The sequence below is a fragment of the Pedobacter sp. 22163 genome (assembly GCF_052045595.1).
Taxonomy (GTDB): Bacteria; Bacteroidota; Bacteroidia; order Sphingobacteriales; family Sphingobacteriaceae; genus Pedobacter.
Genome location: NZ_JBQEPM010000002.1, coordinates 386,496 through 402,420, shown reverse-complemented (window position 1 = coordinate 402,420; position 15,925 = coordinate 386,496). Strand labels below are relative to the sequence as shown.

Annotated in this window: 17 protein-coding genes; 8 read left to right on the top strand and 9 right to left on the bottom strand. The window is 36.6% G+C overall.

What is annotated here, in order from left to right; translation table 11 throughout:
* The first annotated feature begins 309 nt into the window (after window positions 1-309).
* Window positions 310-999 carry a DUF4290 domain-containing protein gene (locus ACTJKN_RS06165; RefSeq protein ID WP_230143972.1) on the top strand — a complete coding sequence of 230 codons (690 nt, stop codon included), beginning with the start codon at window positions 310-312 and terminating at the stop codon, window positions 997-999.
* A 78-nt stretch (window positions 1,000-1,077) separates the two neighbouring features.
* Window positions 1,078-2,403, top strand: coding sequence for a UDP-N-acetylglucosamine 1-carboxyvinyltransferase (murA, locus tag ACTJKN_RS06160; protein WP_440823473.1), 1,326 nt, complete (start codon window positions 1,078-1,080; stop codon window positions 2,401-2,403).
* A gap of 231 nt (window positions 2,404-2,634) precedes the next feature.
* Here the strand turns inward: murA and ACTJKN_RS06155 are convergent, their stop codons facing one another.
* From ACTJKN_RS06155 to ACTJKN_RS06125, 7 genes are all read right to left on the bottom strand, one after another.
* Window positions 2,635-3,996: a pyridoxal-phosphate dependent enzyme gene (locus ACTJKN_RS06155; protein WP_029277167.1), complete on the bottom strand. Its 1,362-nt coding sequence runs from the start codon at window positions 3,994-3,996 to the stop codon at window positions 2,635-2,637.
* A gap of 214 nt (window positions 3,997-4,210) precedes the next feature.
* Window positions 4,211-5,305: a DNA-processing protein DprA gene (gene dprA, locus ACTJKN_RS06150; RefSeq protein ID WP_440823472.1), complete on the bottom strand. Its 1,095-nt coding sequence runs from the start codon at window positions 5,303-5,305 to the stop codon at window positions 4,211-4,213.
* Window positions 5,306-5,356: 51 nt separating this feature from the next.
* Window positions 5,357-5,623, bottom strand: a complete 267-nt coding sequence (locus ACTJKN_RS06145) for a hypothetical protein (protein WP_057932904.1) — start codon at window positions 5,621-5,623, stop codon at window positions 5,357-5,359.
* Between the two features lie 148 nt (window positions 5,624-5,771).
* Window positions 5,772-7,262 carry a S41 family peptidase gene (locus tag ACTJKN_RS06140; protein ID WP_440823471.1) on the bottom strand — a complete coding sequence of 497 codons (1,491 nt, stop codon included), beginning with the start codon at window positions 7,260-7,262 and terminating at the stop codon, window positions 5,772-5,774.
* 2 nt (window positions 7,263-7,264) lie between these two features.
* Window positions 7,265-7,873, bottom strand: a complete 609-nt coding sequence (locus ACTJKN_RS06135) for an HAD family hydrolase (RefSeq protein ID WP_440823470.1) — start codon at window positions 7,871-7,873, stop codon at window positions 7,265-7,267.
* Window position 7,874: 1 nt separating this feature from the next.
* Complete coding sequence (locus tag ACTJKN_RS06130; protein WP_440823469.1) at window positions 7,875-8,357, bottom strand: hypothetical protein; 483 nt, start codon at window positions 8,355-8,357, stop codon at window positions 7,875-7,877.
* A gap of 63 nt (window positions 8,358-8,420) precedes the next feature.
* Complete coding sequence (locus ACTJKN_RS06125; RefSeq protein ID WP_440823468.1) at window positions 8,421-9,071, bottom strand: ABC transporter ATP-binding protein; 651 nt, start codon at window positions 9,069-9,071, stop codon at window positions 8,421-8,423.
* Between the two features lie 168 nt (window positions 9,072-9,239).
* Between ACTJKN_RS06125 and ACTJKN_RS06120 the strand changes: the two genes are divergently transcribed.
* From ACTJKN_RS06120 to sucC, 6 genes are all read left to right on the top strand, one after another.
* Window positions 9,240-9,875: a hypothetical protein gene (locus ACTJKN_RS06120; RefSeq protein ID WP_057932899.1), complete on the top strand. Its 636-nt coding sequence runs from the start codon at window positions 9,240-9,242 to the stop codon at window positions 9,873-9,875.
* A gap of 2 nt (window positions 9,876-9,877) precedes the next feature.
* A complete protein-coding gene (locus ACTJKN_RS06115) occupies window positions 9,878-10,174 on the top strand; it encodes a winged helix-turn-helix domain-containing protein (protein WP_057932898.1) in 297 nt (98 codons plus the stop codon).
* A gap of 375 nt (window positions 10,175-10,549) precedes the next feature.
* Window positions 10,550-12,109: a DUF4153 domain-containing protein gene (locus ACTJKN_RS06110; protein ID WP_440823467.1), complete on the top strand. Its 1,560-nt coding sequence runs from the start codon at window positions 10,550-10,552 to the stop codon at window positions 12,107-12,109.
* Window positions 12,110-12,113: 4 nt separating this feature from the next.
* Entirely contained in the window at window positions 12,114-12,707 is a 594-nt protein-coding gene (locus tag ACTJKN_RS06105; RefSeq protein WP_440823466.1) for a hypothetical protein, read from the top strand.
* 112 nt (window positions 12,708-12,819) lie between these two features.
* Window positions 12,820-13,128, top strand: coding sequence for a hypothetical protein (locus tag ACTJKN_RS06100; protein WP_440823465.1), 309 nt, complete (start codon window positions 12,820-12,822; stop codon window positions 13,126-13,128).
* Between the two features lie 361 nt (window positions 13,129-13,489).
* Window positions 13,490-14,689, top strand: coding sequence for an ADP-forming succinate--CoA ligase subunit beta (sucC, locus tag ACTJKN_RS06095; RefSeq protein ID WP_025142947.1), 1,200 nt, complete (start codon window positions 13,490-13,492; stop codon window positions 14,687-14,689).
* A 437-nt stretch (window positions 14,690-15,126) separates the two neighbouring features.
* On the opposite strand, the gene ACTJKN_RS06090 is transcribed toward sucC, so the two are convergent.
* Both ACTJKN_RS06090 and ACTJKN_RS06085 read right to left on the bottom strand, forming a co-directional pair.
* Window positions 15,127-15,333 carry a helix-turn-helix domain-containing protein gene (locus tag ACTJKN_RS06090; RefSeq protein ID WP_108200565.1) on the bottom strand — a complete coding sequence of 69 codons (207 nt, stop codon included), beginning with the start codon at window positions 15,331-15,333 and terminating at the stop codon, window positions 15,127-15,129.
* 4 nt (window positions 15,334-15,337) lie between these two features.
* Entirely contained in the window at window positions 15,338-15,925 is a 588-nt protein-coding gene (locus ACTJKN_RS06085; RefSeq protein ID WP_440823464.1) for a hypothetical protein, read from the bottom strand.

Below are 15,925 nucleotides of genomic sequence, written 5' to 3'. Positions count from 1 at the left end.
TTTTTCCCGATAAGCACAACCCACAGTTAAATAAACCCGATGGGAACGGATGCCGATTTTTTCTTCGGCAGTAGAGACAGCGGGACTGAATGGTCCAAGAACTACTGAACGAACATTTCCAAAAAATATCGCATCAATTTAAAATATCTCAAATCAGGTATGAATATCACAAATCAAATAATTTTATTACCTTTGAATATATAAAACGAAAATCTGGCAATAGACATTTCGGTGAATTCATAACCTAAACTCCTCTGGTTATTTCATAATTCGTATCGCCAGAAAATTTATCCATTAATTTATCTGTACATGAATTTTGACTATAATACTACGCGTAGCCATTTAATTTTATCGGAATATGGCCGTAACGTACAAAATATGGTGAAGTATATCTGCGAATTACCCACCATTGAAGAACGTAATAAATATGCCCAGGCGGTTATCGACCTGATGGGTTTTTTGCAACCACATTTACGTGATGTTGCCGATTTTAAGCATAAACTTTGGGATCACCTGCACATTATTTCTGGCTACCAGATTGATGTAGACAGTCCTTATCCTAAACCATTAATTGAGAATGCTTACATTAAACCAGAGCCTCTGGCCTATCCTCAACAAAGAATTACCTATAAACACTATGGTAAAACCGTTGAGAATTTGATTGAAAAAGCCATGCGTGAAGAAAATGCCGAAATTAAAAAGGCAATGGTTCAAAGCATCGCAAATTTCATGAAAATGGCTTATGTTACCTGGAATAAAGATAATGTGAGTGATGATACCATTATTAAGGACTTAAAATACCTTTCTGGCGGATTGTTATCTCTTGATGAAGGTGTTAACCTGGCCAAAGTAGAATTTAGAGCGCAAAACCCTCGCCAAAGCAATAACAACAATAATAACCGGGGCAGAAGCAACAATAATAACAACAACGGAAAAAACCGTCAAAATAACAACAATAATAACCGTCAACGCAACAACAACAATAAACCTAAATATTAAAGGTGAAGGGTAAAAGGCATAAGGTGGAAGGTTAAGGCCGACACTATTACTTGATACCTGATACTAAATACAAAAAATATGAACGCATTTGAAATAACAGGCGGAATTAAATTAAAAGGCGAAATTACCCCTCAGGGAGCCAAGAATGAGGCTTTACAGATTTTATCGGCTGTATTGCTTACCGAAGAGAAAGTAACCATCAGCAATATCCCCGACATTAAGGATGTTAACAAACTGATTGAATTGCTTGGCGATTTAGGTGTTACCGTTGAGCGCATCAATAAAGACACCTATACCTTTGAAGCTAAAAATATTGATTTGAATTTCTTTGAATCTGATACTTTTAAAGCTAAAGGTGGTGGTTTACGTGGTTCGATTATGATTGTTGGGCCATTGTTGGCACGTTTTGGTAAAGCAGCAATCCCAAAACCAGGTGGTGATAAAATCGGTCGTAGAAGACTGGACACACACTTTATAGGTTTCGAAAAATTAGGTGCAAAATTCGTTTACGACAGCAAAAAAGCTTTCTTTAATGTAGATGCAACCAATTTAAAGGGTGCATATATTTTATTAGACGAAGCATCGGTAACCGGAACGGCAAATATTGTAATGGCGGCTGTTTTAGCAAAAGGCACCACTACGATATACAATGCTGCCTGCGAACCTTATTTACAGCAACTCTGCAAAATGCTTAACCGCATGGGTGCAAAAATATCGGGCATTGGCTCTAACTTGTTAACCATTGAAGGGGTTAGCGTTTTAGGTGGAACTGAACACAGAATGTTGCCGGATATGATCGAAATTGGCTCTTTTATTGGTATGGCTGCAATGACAGAGTCGGAAATTACCATTAAAGATGTTTGTTATGATGAACTGGGTGTAATACCAGAGGTTTTCAGAAAACTGGGCATTAAATTAGAGCGCCGTGGCGATGATATTTATGTTCCTTCTCAAAAACATTACGAAATTGATACTTTTATTGATGGTTCGATTTTAACCATTGCGGATTCTCCATGGCCAGGTTTTACGCCTGATTTATTGAGCATTGTTCTGGTTGTGGCTACACAGGCAAAAGGAAATGTTTTAATCCACCAAAAAATGTTCGAAAGCCGTTTATTCTTCGTGGATAAATTGATTGATATGGGTGCTCAAATCATCTTATGCGACCCACACCGCGCAACCGTTAATGGTATTGATAAAAAATATAAACTTCGTGGAATCAGCATGACTTCTCCTGACATTAGAGCTGGAGTTTCATTATTAATTGCAGCTTTATCTGCGGAAGGCAAATCGACCATTTACAACATCGAACAGATTGAACGTGGCTATCAGGATATCGACACCCGTTTGCGTGCCCTGGGTGCGCAGATTAAGCGTGTAAATGCTGATGCGCCGAGTCATTAAGGTAGAAGGTTAAAGGTATAGGGTTTAAGGTAAAACCCAAAGCGAAAATAGCATAAACCAAAAACGCCCGAGTAAAAATTTTACTTGGGCGTTTTTTATAGTTTTTCGTTATCTCGACTGAAGCGCAGTCCCGAACTTTCGGGAGAGAGATCTTTAAGCTATATTTCGCGAATAGATTTCTCGACTACGCTCGAAATGACGATCTATTTACTCCATTTCATTTTTACATCATTACCCCGATATCGCATTAATGATATCGTATTGTGTGATAATTTCGATCTTTCCAGATTCATCTTCTACTAAAACGGCCGAATTTTCTTTATTGATCAATGAAGATATTTTATCAATTGAGGTATTCAAATCAACAAATGGGAAAGTAGCGGTCATAATTTCTGAAATCGGAGCCGATTTTAAGCCTGGATTTTCAAGTAATGCACTTAAAATATCACTCTCTGCGATTTTACCTACAATCATTCCTTGTTGCGTTACCGGAATTTGAGAGATATTCATCGATTTAATGGTATTGATGGCCTCAAGTACCGATTTTTGTGCATCAAGTGTTACAATTTCTGTGCTCTCTTTTTTAGCCAGGATAGATTTAGCAGTTAATTTTTCATCCTGTAAAAATCCGCGTTCGCGCAACCAATCTTCATTATACATTTTACCCATGTATCTGCTGCCATGATCGTGAAAAATAACGACTACAACATCTTCTGGCTTAAGCTTATCTTTAAGCTGAATTAATCCGCCAATAGCAGCACCGGCAGAGTTACCTACAAAAATACCTTCTTTACGTGCAATATCGCGGGTCATTAAAGCAGCATCTTTATCTGTAACTTTTTCGAATAGATCGATTACATCGAAATTTACGTTTGCCGGAAGAAAATCTTCGCCGATACCCTCTGTGATGTAAGGATATATTTCATCTTTATCAAATATGCCTGTTTCTTTATATTTCTTGAAAACTGAGCCGTAGGTATCGATTCCCCAGACTTTAATATTCGGATTCTTTTCTTTCAAATATTTTCCTGTTCCAGAAATGGTTCCACCGGTACCCACACCAACCACTAAGTGTGTAATTTTACCTTCTGTCTGCTCCCATATCTCAGGACCAGTTTGCTCATAATGCGCCTGTGAGTTGGCTAAGTTATCATACTGATTAGGTTTCCATGAATTTGGAACCTCGCGCTCTAAACGCGAAGAAACAGAATAATAAGAACGGGGGTCTTCAGGCTCAACATTTGTCGGACAAACGATTACTTCGGCACCAAAGGCACGTAAAGCATCAACTTTTTCTTTCGATTGCTTATCTGTAGTGGTGAAAATACATTTATAACCTTTAATAATGGCTGCCATAGCCAGGCCCATACCTGTATTTCCGGATGTTCCTTCTATAATTGTTCCACCTGGTTTTAGTTTACCGCTTTTCTCGGCATCTTCAATCATTTTAACCGCCATACGGTCTTTAATTGAATTGCCTGGATTAGTAGTCTCTATTTTCGCCAGAATTGTTCCCGGAACTCCTTTTGTTATCGTATTTAATTTTACCAATGGCGTGTTGCCAATGGTTTCTAAAATATTATTGTACCACATATTGCAAAATTAAGCAATGGCATTAAGTATTTTATAAACTATATTTTATTTGAAACATAATTTCGAAAACAACAAATTAAAAGAATTTAATTGCATAATCTATAATTATGATAGGCATTATAGATTGATTATTGGGCAAAACGCAATTTCGAAAGTAGGTTCGTCATTTCGACTGTGGTGAAACGGAATGGAGAAATCTAATATCCAGTTCTCATTACACCAACTTATATATCTTTCCTGGTAGCGAAACAATAATCCCCTGCATCTCTAATGTAAGGATTACGATTGCCAGCTTACTTTGCTGAATATTCAATTGAATGCAAAGCTCATCTATAGAAAGCTGGCCGTTTTGTAATGCATCGACAACCCGCTGTTCGTTAGGGGTAAGGCTAAGGCGTAGCGTAGTTTGCGCTTCCTTTTTCTTTTCGCTCACCTCATCATCCCAACCCAGGTAATAAATCAGGTCATGAGCATTATTTATTAATCCGGCTCTGTTGGTCTTAATCAGGAAATTACAGCCTTCCGAAAAAACATCATTTGTTCTACCGGGAAAAGCATATACATCTTTATTGTAAGAATTTGCGATTTCGGCGGTAATTAAGGCGCCTCCCTTTTTTGATGCTTCAACTACAATGGTAGCATCTGCAATGCCTGCAATTATCCGGTTTCTTTGTGGAAAATTAGGCCGATCCGGATTGGTTAAGATTGGGAATTCGGTGAGCAGGCTTCCATTCAAAACCATTTTTTGAGCAATCGTTTTATGAATTTTTGGATACATTCGATCTAAGCCATGACCAAGCACACCAACTGTAGGAATATTATTTACCAAGCATTCTTTATGGGCCGTTACATCAATACCATAAGCCAAGCCACTTACTATCAAAACATTGTACGGCGCTAAAACTTCGCACAATTCTTTACAGAGATTTTTTCCGTAGCTTGTTGCATTACGGGTTCCAACGATGCTGATGATTCGCTGATGGTTAAAATCAACTGTGCCTTTGGCATAAAGCAGTATGGGCGAATCGATGCAATTCTTTAACCTTTTAGGAAATTTTTCATCAGCGAAAAACAATACTTCTATTCCATGTTTTTCAATAAAATCCAATTCTTGCCTGGCCCTTACCAAAGCATCGGTACTACGAATGGCTTCAATTGTTTTCTCTCCAATACCCGGAATCTGCAAAAGCTGCTTTTTGTTTGCAGAAAATACATTTTCGGCGCTTCCACAATAGGCAAGAAGGTTTTTGGCCGTTACCGGGCCAATGGATTTAATAAATGTTAAGGCAATTTTATGCAGCATGCTCATGATCTGATAAGGTTAAATAAATGCGGGATGATTTATTTCCTTAAAGCAAGCTTAAAAATCAATATCGATTAAACTTTTTAACGGAATATGAATATTATTCTTTAGCTGTATATATTTTTCTGTAACAGCCCAAACTGTAGTATCAACACGTTTCGGACCAATGGTAGTATTAAAAGTAATAACGGCTTTTGCTTTAAACTCATTACCCAGCCGTTGTGCTTCATCAAGTTTTGTTTTTAATTCAGTAGTATGATCTTCTTTTGCATTGATGATGTTTAAATAACTGATATGTTCCTTTTCTACAATTTCTATTGGCATGGTATCTCTTTAACGATTAATGTTAAACAAGCTTATCAATTTTTTATAAAAAAAACAACACCTATTTTCTCAAATAATGCAATAATCACATAAAAAAGGCCAGATTTGAAATACAAAACCGGCCTTTTTAGTATAATGTTTAAGTTAATTATTTAAACCTCAGCTTTCTAGTTTCAATCATGCCCTTAAATTCATGATCCATCTTGCCTGAAAGATCTTCAACCTGTGTTTTAGATAGCGGTGAGGTACTGCTAATGGCATTATCTTTAAGGAAAGAAGAGAAACCTCCATTGGCTGAATAGTATAAAGCCTGTGCCAATAGCTTTTCCGTTGGATCTCCAAAATCTTTGGTTACGTCATCCAAAATATCTTTATCAACTGCCATTCCATCAAAGTAACCGCCTTGATTTAATTGATTTTTGGTTTCAAACTGGGGAATATATAAGTCGTTTTTATCTATACGGATGGAGAAAAAACCAACTGGTTTGCCATAAGTTTTCTTGCCAATTAGTTTAACATCGATTACAGGTTTTAAGTTGTTAATTAACAACTCGCTTGCCGATGCTGTACTACCTGTTACAATAAAGTAAACCCTGGTTAGACTATTTAATATGCCACGTTTGGCAAAAACCTCCTGGTTTCCTGCTGCAACTGTAGGTTTATAAGAATAATCAAAATAAGAGTACATCCGCGTTACACCATCATTACCTTTAGCGTAAAACTTCTGATTTTGAAGAATAGTGGCTTGATTATCCTGCATCGTCTGTGTCCAGTAAGTGGTATACATCACTTTACCATTTTGAGCGGTTGGTGCAATCAAATTGGTAAAGGCTTCTGATGTAGCAACCGAACCTCCTCCATTATAACGTAAATCGACAACAAGTTCAGTAATTCCATCTGTCGAAAAATTTTTAAATGCTGCATCCAGAAATTCAGTTGAATTGGTGGTAAAACTATTAAAAACAATATATCCCACTTTTTTCGCTCCTACAGTGTAAGTGTTGGTAAAAAGTACAGGATTGATATTATAACTTGCTCTGGTTACCGTTACATCCTGACTAGTCCCATCTGGTTTTAAAACCGTCATTGAAACCGTTGGGTTCGTACCAAAAATCGCATTCACTACATAATCAATCCTTGCATCAGTAGTATTAATATCTGTGCTACCATTAATTTTAGTGATCTGATAACCTCTTTTTAAGCCTTGAACACCAGCAGGTGATGTTGCATATACATATTTAATCCTTAGATCATTCGCGCCGGCAAAAAATACCGAGAAACCAAAATCTCCAGCTACGCCACCTAATTCTCCAGCTACAGTACCATCATCGATAAATGAATATTTATCTTTTCCTCCGGTACTTGGCAATGCTTTTAAAGCTGCTAAAACCGCGTTGTTTGAGTTATACTGTCTTGGATTAAAGGTAGAATAACCTGGCATCCCAACATTCCAATAATAGGTTTGCTGTGCATACAGGTAAATCGAATCTTTAGTTAGCTCTGCCCGGGTTCCCGGAGTGCCTTGTGGTGCACCATCTCCATCCGGGGCATTATTTGATTTTTTACATGATGCTGTAATCCCAACCATGATGATCAACGCCCACAACAATGTATTTTGCGAAATAAATTTTCTAAGCATATTTATTTGTAAATTTCTAGTGACACAATATACGGCAAATTAATTAATTTAGATTGTTGCTCATCAAATTTATTTGCACCAACAACTAACGCTTGGTTAGGCGATAAATTACTGTTGTTTAATATGTTCTGAAAAATTTCAGCTTTAGTTAAGCCTAGCTCCTCAACAAAATATACAGTAAGATATTGCTCTAGTCCATTCCACTCTGTTTGCCTGATTTTATTAAGTTGTTGTTCGGGGTTGCCGGCAGTTACAATAAATATTTGTTTGCGGTCTACCACGAGTTCCTGCATAAACTCAAGCATATTTTTATAAAGCAAAAGTTTTAAAGGTAAACGGGCATTCTGATGTAGAAGATCAAAATTATGTTTGTACTTCAGATCAATGGCAAACTGCTCTGCTGTTTTCTCAAAAAGTTTTTCAGTACCATTATTTTCGTATGTTGCACGCATAAATTCAATAATAGGCTGCGCACTTTTCTGCTCGGTATATTCTATAAACTGTGCAAACAAATAATAAACCTGTAGCAAATAATCCTTTTCTGGAAATAGCACATCATCCAGTTCAAAAATTACGATCTGCTTGTCCTTAACGTATTGATATGCATCCATATTAAATTGTAAAAATTTTTAAATCATCTGTTTCGTCGTTATAACCAAATACCCCATTTAATTTAGGAGATACATTTGTTGGTAGAGAACCCTCCCTGGTTGAAAAAATCTGATCGCCGTGAATAAACACTGCAAAATTTTGATAAGTAAGCTTTTCTTCCGTTAGATAGTCAGCAATTATAGCTGCATCAGGCAATAGTACCTGGATTCCATACTCGCCAAAAAGTACAGCAGATTTAGCCAGTGGCTCAAGCTCATAATGGTGCAAAGGGATAATACAATCTATGGCCTCAGTGATACAAAAATTTAATAGAATATGGGCGATACTGTCTTTATTTAATACACCTAACGATGAAAAGGCATAATTTTCAGTTACAATCCCCGGTACATCACCATAATCGGCAAGTAAAACAAAATGACTGGGAAATGCTTTCATCAGCTTCAAAGCTTTGGCATTGTTCCCCCCTGTTATCAGTATTTTCAAGATATAATTATTGAATGAATAAATTAGTGATTGATAGAATAAATTAATTAGCAGATCATGATCTTATACAATTAAGCCATCCTTCATACTGACCACACGGTCGCTGGTTTTTGCAAGGTGTTCATTGTGCGTAACAATCACAAAGGTTTGATGGAAATTATCGCGCAAACTTACAAACAACTGGTGTAATCCGGCTGCATTTTCGGAGTCTAAATTCCCTGATGGTTCATCAGCCAATATAATTGAAGGATTATTGATCAGCGCTCTTGCAATGGCTACACGCTGCTGCTCACCGCCAGACAGCTGATTGGGCTTATGCTGAGCCCTGTCTTTTAGTCCAAACAGATCTAACAGTTCTAATGCCCTGCTTTCGGCCTGTTTTTTATTGGTTTTGGCTATAAATGCCGGAATGCAAATATTTTCAATGGCACTAAATTCTGGCAACAAATGATGAAACTGAAATACAAAACCGATGTTCTGATTGCGGAAAGTACTCAGCAGATCGCCATTCAATCTATTAACAACAGTGCCTTTTAGCTCTACAGACCCGACATCAGGTTTATCCAATGTGCCTAAAATATGCAATAACGTACTTTTACCCGCACCAGATGGCCCAATAATACTTACAATCTCCCCTTTTTGCACTTCAAAATTTACGCCTTTTAAAATTTGTAGATTTCCGTACGATTTTCTTATTCCCGTGGCTTTTAGCATGCTTCAAATTTAATAAAAAAGAGTAAAGGCCAAAGCACAAAGACTAAAGACCAAAGCTAAAATTAGAATCTTTGTAATCTCTTGATCTGTATAATCATCCCGAAAGAAAAAAATAATTTTGGAAATATCAATATCTTGTTTAACTTTGAAAAACAAAGCACTTTTAAAATGAGCACTCAGGAAGAACAATTAAATGCCTTAAAAGATATCAGACAAATGATGGACAGGTCGTCGAGATTTATTTCTTTGAGCGGTTTATCTGGTGTTTTTGCAGGTGTTATCGCTTTAATTGGGGCTTATTTTGCAAACGATGAAATTAACAAATTCATCGGCAAACGCGGTTACGGTTATGGCGTTGATGGAGAAATGGACCTGGAGTTTAACTTAATAAAACTTGGTATTTTTGTTTTGGTGATTGCGCTGGCCGGAGGAGTTTTATTTACCTATAGAAAAAGTCAGAAAAACAATCTTCCAATCTGGGATAAAACCTCTAAAGCACTTTTAATTAATTTATTTGTCCCGTTGGTTGCCGGAGGTTTGTTTATTATTGCTTTATTGATTAACCACCCGAACACTTATGCTATTGTTGCACCAAGCTGTTTAATTTTTTATGGTTTGGCGCTTATTAATGCCAGTAAATATACTTACAGCGACATTCGCTACCTGGGGCTTTGCGAAGTGATACTTGGTTTGATCTGCATGTTTTATGTAGGTTATGGCTTAATTTTTTGGGCTTTTGGCTTTGGTGTATTGCACATTGTTTATGGTCTTTTAATGTATTTTAAATATGAGAGAGGTCAGTAAGGATGAAAAACCCGATAGCAGATTTAAATAAAATATTCGATAGCCGGATCAGGTTAGGTGTAATGTCTATTCTGGTGGTAAACGATGAAATTGGCTTTAACGACCTGAAACAGATGCTTGAATTAACAGATGGAAACCTGGCCTCACACCTGAATACTTTAGAGCAGGCAGAATTTATCAAGGTACACAAAGGTTTTATCGGCAGAAAAACCAGCACCACCTACTCTATTACAGCTTTGGGCAAACAGGCCTTTAAAGCACACTTAGATGCACTTGAAAAAATGATCAAAAAGCTATAGACCATTTTTTTTAACCACTTACTTTGAAATTCAAAGCGCTTTTAAATCACAAAAAGAATGGAAGAAATATTAGAACCTCAAATGAATTACTTAGGCAAAAGGCTGGCTTACTATTCTGCACTTATCGGCACGTTAATTCTGATAGCAAACTTAATATCAGACTCTTTTTTTCTCATGATAGTAGGAGCTGTTTTTACGCTTGGTACTGCAATTGTAAATCTCTTTGTGTTAGCTATAGTTCTAATTGAGCTCATTTGTGATCAAACTTCCTGGAGGAACACTGTCGCTACCATCATCTGCATGCTATTAAATATTCCCTTAGTCATTATCTACATACTTATTATAAGTTATTTCAATTCTTAAACCTTAAACAAAATGAAAAATAGATCCAACCTCTTATCACTCTCTGTTCTGCTGGGTGGCCTCCTGTTTACTTTTCTCTTCTGGCAGGAAAGGTTAGCGCTCAATCTGCTTATTTATAGCATCTATTTATTGGCTATCACCTTTATTAACCCCGACGTAGTTAAAAGTACCAAACTAAAAATTTATGGTTCAGCACACCTTTTGGCCGCAGTACTGGTGGTGGTTAATAATTCTGATTTATCCGTTGCCACTTATTACATCAGTTTGCTGTTATTTATCGGTTTTAGTCATAACCAGCAGATCAGAACGATTTTTACTGCTTTTCTTGCCAGTATGTTACAGATGATCACCGTTCCTTTTAATGCAGTAAAACATTTAAGTAAAATAAGCATAGGCAATTTTAACCTGAAACCTTTTTTCAAATTAATCAAGTACATTTTTATACCTGTTATTGCCGTAATCTTTTTTACATGTTTGTATTCTGCAGCCAATAATGTTTTTGCGCATTATGCCGAAAGTGTATTAACTAACATTGGACTGTTTTTTGAAGATATCCTCCATTTCTTTTTCAAAGATTTAAGTATCGAACGCATCATACATTTCTGTTTCGGATTAGTTTTAACAGGAGGTTTATTATTCGCATTTTTTGATAAAAGTTTAGAAAAAGCAGAACTGACATGCAAGGAACAATTGATAAGGATCAGAAGAGCAGCAGGTCAAAAAACGATTTGGTACCACATTGTCGAAACATTTAGTGGTAACCTCTTAACAAGGAAAATGGCATTAAAAACCGAATATATTATTGGGGTAATTTCCTTTGTTGCACTTAACCTCTTATTGTTGTTACTAAATGCCATCGACATTACCACGCTGTGGTTCGGCTATAAACCTTCAGGAAATTTTTCTGGAGAGCTGCACCAGGGTACCAATACACTAATATTTAGTATTGTAATGGCCATGGCCGTAATCCTTTACTTTTTTAGGGGAAATCTAAATTTTTATCGCAAAAGCAAAACATTAAGGGCGCTTGCCTTTACCTGGATGATTCAGAACTTTATCCTGATTATCTCGGTATTTATCCGCGATGGCTATTATATCGAATTTCATGGTTTAACGCACAAAAGAATCGGTGTATTGGTATTTGCCGTTCTTTGTATCATTGGTTTGGCCACCGTTTATTTAAAGGTAGCCAAGCAGAAAACCATATTTTATCTCTTTAAAGTAAACGGGAACGTCTGGTTTGCATTACTACTTGCTTTTAGCACCATTAACTGGGATGTTTTAATTGTAAAATACAACCTCAACCATGTTGATGCCGTTGCTATCGATCCTTATTATTTGACCTCTTTATCAGAAAAAACACTTCCATTCTTAGATAAAAACCGGTCAAAAATCCATCCTTCAATCAATAACGATTCGGAAGTTGCCAAAGTAGATCGGCCAGAAGAAGCATTGATGAGAAAATTAGATGAGCGAATTGGTTATTTCAAAGAACGTTACGAGAAATCGGGCTGGTTATCGTGGAATTTACAGGATTGGAATACGGCGGAATATTTTGGGTTAAATAAATAAAATCATGTCAAAGAATCTGCTAGCGCTACTAATAATTTTTCTATCCATTTTGCAGGGTCCATTTATATATTATTATGGAGGGGGTTTTATGTCCTTTGTATTTATACTACCGTACCTTTTTCTTGGACTTATTCTGTCATCATTTTTACTATACAGTATTATAGCTAAAAAAGGTATAACCACAAAATTCCATATAACCGCATTAATTTTCGGCGTTTGCCTAGGTACTATTTCACTTTTTAGTGAAGACTATTTTGAAAAAATTGATTGGCATTTCAGAAAAGGACAAAGAGAGGAAATCATATCACGGATTAAAAGTGGCAGCATAATATACGATGCTAACAAATCAGTTCATCATCTGGACGAATTTAAGTACGCACTAATATCAAATGGAGGAAATGACATTTCAATATCCACAAATGAAAAAAATCAGGCAACGGTAGCGTTTTTCATTAACCGTGGTTTTTTAAGTCATTATTCAGCATTTGTATATACAGATGATCCTAATGAAATTGAGCGTTTAGAAAAAGAAATTCAATCTTCTTTTAAGGAAAATAATTTTAAAATCACAAAAAACTGGTATCGCTTAAATTATTAATAAACTAAATTATAATTAACCGCTCACCCCTTAGCTCCCTGATGCAAACCGCATCAGGGAAGCTAAAAATTATTTAATTATCCATTTAAAACGTATATTAAAATATAAAATCATGAAAAATCAAGAAACATTAAATTCAGGTAAATTAAGAATTACCATCATTTTAAGTGTAATAGCGTCAATATTGGCTATTCCATTAATAGCCATGCAGTTTACTAATGAAGTGAATTGGACACTATCCGATTTTGTAATCGCAGGCATATTATTATTCAGCACAGGTTTAGCTATTGAACTTGTAATCAGAAATTTAAAAACGGGTACCCTAAGAACAGTAATACTTGTTGCTATTTTACTGGCCTTATTCCTTATCTGGGCAGAATTAGCTGTTGGTATCTTCGGAACACCATTTGCAGGAAGTTAAAGAACACTATTAACCGTTTTGTTCCCGCAGATTTAAGATAATTAGCGTAGAGGGAATATATTTTTTTTTGCATTTGTTAGAAACCAACTTTGTTTTTAAGCCTGATTACAGCGGTAAGCCCGGAGCATAGTGAGGACTTATAGCGGAAAGCAGGGCCGCCAGCCGCCACGAAGAACCGCCCTCTCACTTTCAAATAAAAAATCTCTGCGCATAACTGCGAAATCAGCGGACACCATAAACTAATGCACATTACAGGCACTAATTTCCCGATTAACATAAAACGTTCATTTTCTGAAAAAATCGGCAATTGCTATTTGTTTAAAGGGTTTGAAATTGTAGCTTTGGGCAAATTTTGTAGCAAATGAATATTCACGAATACCAGGGTAAACAAATATTAAAAAGTTTCGGTGTTAACGTTCAAGAAGGAATAGTTGCCGATACTCCCGAGCAAGCTGTTGAGGCTGCTAAGCAACTGAAAATAGATTACAATTCTGACTGGGTTGTAATTAAAGCGCAAATCCACGCTGGTGGTCGCGGTAAAGGTGGCGGTGTTAAATTAGCCAAAAACCTTGAAGAAGTTAAACAACGTGCAACCGATATTATTGGTATGCAATTGGTTACTCCTCAAACCGGCCCCGAAGGTAAATTAGTGAGTAAAATTTTAGTTGCTCAGGATGTTTATTATCCAGGTGCTTCTGAAACCAAAGAATTCTACATTTCGGTATTGTTAGACCGTGCAAAAGGCCGTAACATTATCATGTACAGTACGGAAGGTGGTATGGATATCGAAGAAGTTGCCGAGCACACACCACACTTAATTTTCAAAGAAGAAATCGATCCTAAAGTTGGCTTACAAGGTTTCCAGGCGCGTAAAGTAGCTTTTAACTTAGGCGTTAGTGGTGCTGCACATAAAGAAATGGTTAAATTTGTAACTGCTTTATACAAAGCTTACGAAGCAACTGATTCTTCAATGTTCGAAATCAATCCGGTATTAAAAACTTCAGATGATAAAGTAATTGCAGTTGATGCTAAAGTGAATCTGGATGAAAACGCTTTGTTCCGTCACCCTGATTACGCAGCAATGCGCGATGTTACGGAAGAAGATCCGATGGAAGTTGAAGCAAGTGCTTCTAATCTAAACTTTGTTAACCTTGATGGCAACGTAGGCTGTATGGTTAATGGCGCTGGTTTAGCTATGGCTACCATGGATATTATTAAATTGGCCGGTGGTGAGCCTGCTAACTTCTTAGACGTTGGCGGAACTGCTAATGCACAAACAGTTAAAGCGGCTTTCAACATCATTTTGAAAGACCCTAACGTTAAAGCAATTTTGATCAACATTTTCGGTGGTATTGTTCGTTGCGACCGTGTTGCACAAGGTGTAATCGATGCTTATAAAGAAATCGGCAACATTCCAGTGCCAATTATCTGCCGTTTACAAGGCACAAATGCCGAAGAAGCTAAAAAATTAATTGATGAGTCTGGCCTTCAGGTTTACTCAGCAATCGCTTTAAAAGAAGCTGCAGATTTAGTTACTAAAGTATTGGCTGAACAAGCGTAGGCTTAAGCTAAAAGTCGAAAGACCAAAGCTTAAAGTAATACATATTTTAAAACCTTTCAGTGAAAACTGGAAGGTTTTTTTGTTTATTTAAACCTCACAGGTTTTGAAAACCTGTGAGGTTTGTTATCTATACTTACAACTGTCGAAAGAAATCAAACTTATTTGAAAATCAAGGGCCTGTTCTTTTCGTTACGTAAGCCCTGCTATTACTTCAATCTTTTTAAACAATAACTGTCATGCTGAGGCACGAAGCATCTGTTTAATCGGGTGCAGATGCTTCGTACCCCAGCACGACAACAAAATTTATGGGCACTACAGTTAAAAAGTATTTCGCTCTATCAGGTTTATTTAACATGGGTCCGTCGTACTCCGGCAAAAAACCTATCGCTAAACTTACGAAGTCTTTCCTGCGCTCGATCCCTTCTAGACTTCGGAAGTTAATCTGCGCGGAATTCTAAAATATCTCCTGGCTGGCAATCTAAAGCCTTACAAATCGCCTCTAAAGTTTCCAAACGGACAGCCTTTGCTTTACCTGTTTTGAGTATCGATAAATTAGACATCGTTATCCCTACACGTTCACTTAATTCGGTTAACGACATTTTACGCCTGGCTAACATTACATCTAAATTTACAATTATGGGCATGGGCTTATATCGTTAAATCGTTTTCCAGCTTGAGTTTTCTGGTATACACAATAAACTGATAGGTTGCAACTGCAAGTATAATCAGTCCCATAGGATAAAGATTAGAAAAACCATGTGTACGGTCGTGTTTAAATGCACCACCTGTAAGGTCGCCAACATACTTATCCATCAGTGTCGTCCCTGCAATACTGATCGCTAAAAACAGAAACATAATTATAACCAATAGCTGATAAATATTCTGCTCTTCCAATTTGTAGATATTGATCAATTTAAACTTTATGGCTAATAAAATTGAGCAACCTAGTGCGAGATAAAAAACAACACTTATACCGCCATCGTTGAACATTTGATTTTCTAATATCATTGAATCCATAAGGCTAGGTTTTATCTGTATTATCCCTATTTCACTATTTGTAAAATCAAACCCGTTAACATTAACTTTGTTTGCTGGTAAATGTCTGACAACATTAATTTTTAAAATACCGTTATTGTAATCTATTGCAGCATAAACAAAATGTGTTAGGGCTGAAATCAGCGCGTAAGCAATCAGGCTATAAGCCGAGTTTCTTAAAATTTTCACTGCACTACTCAT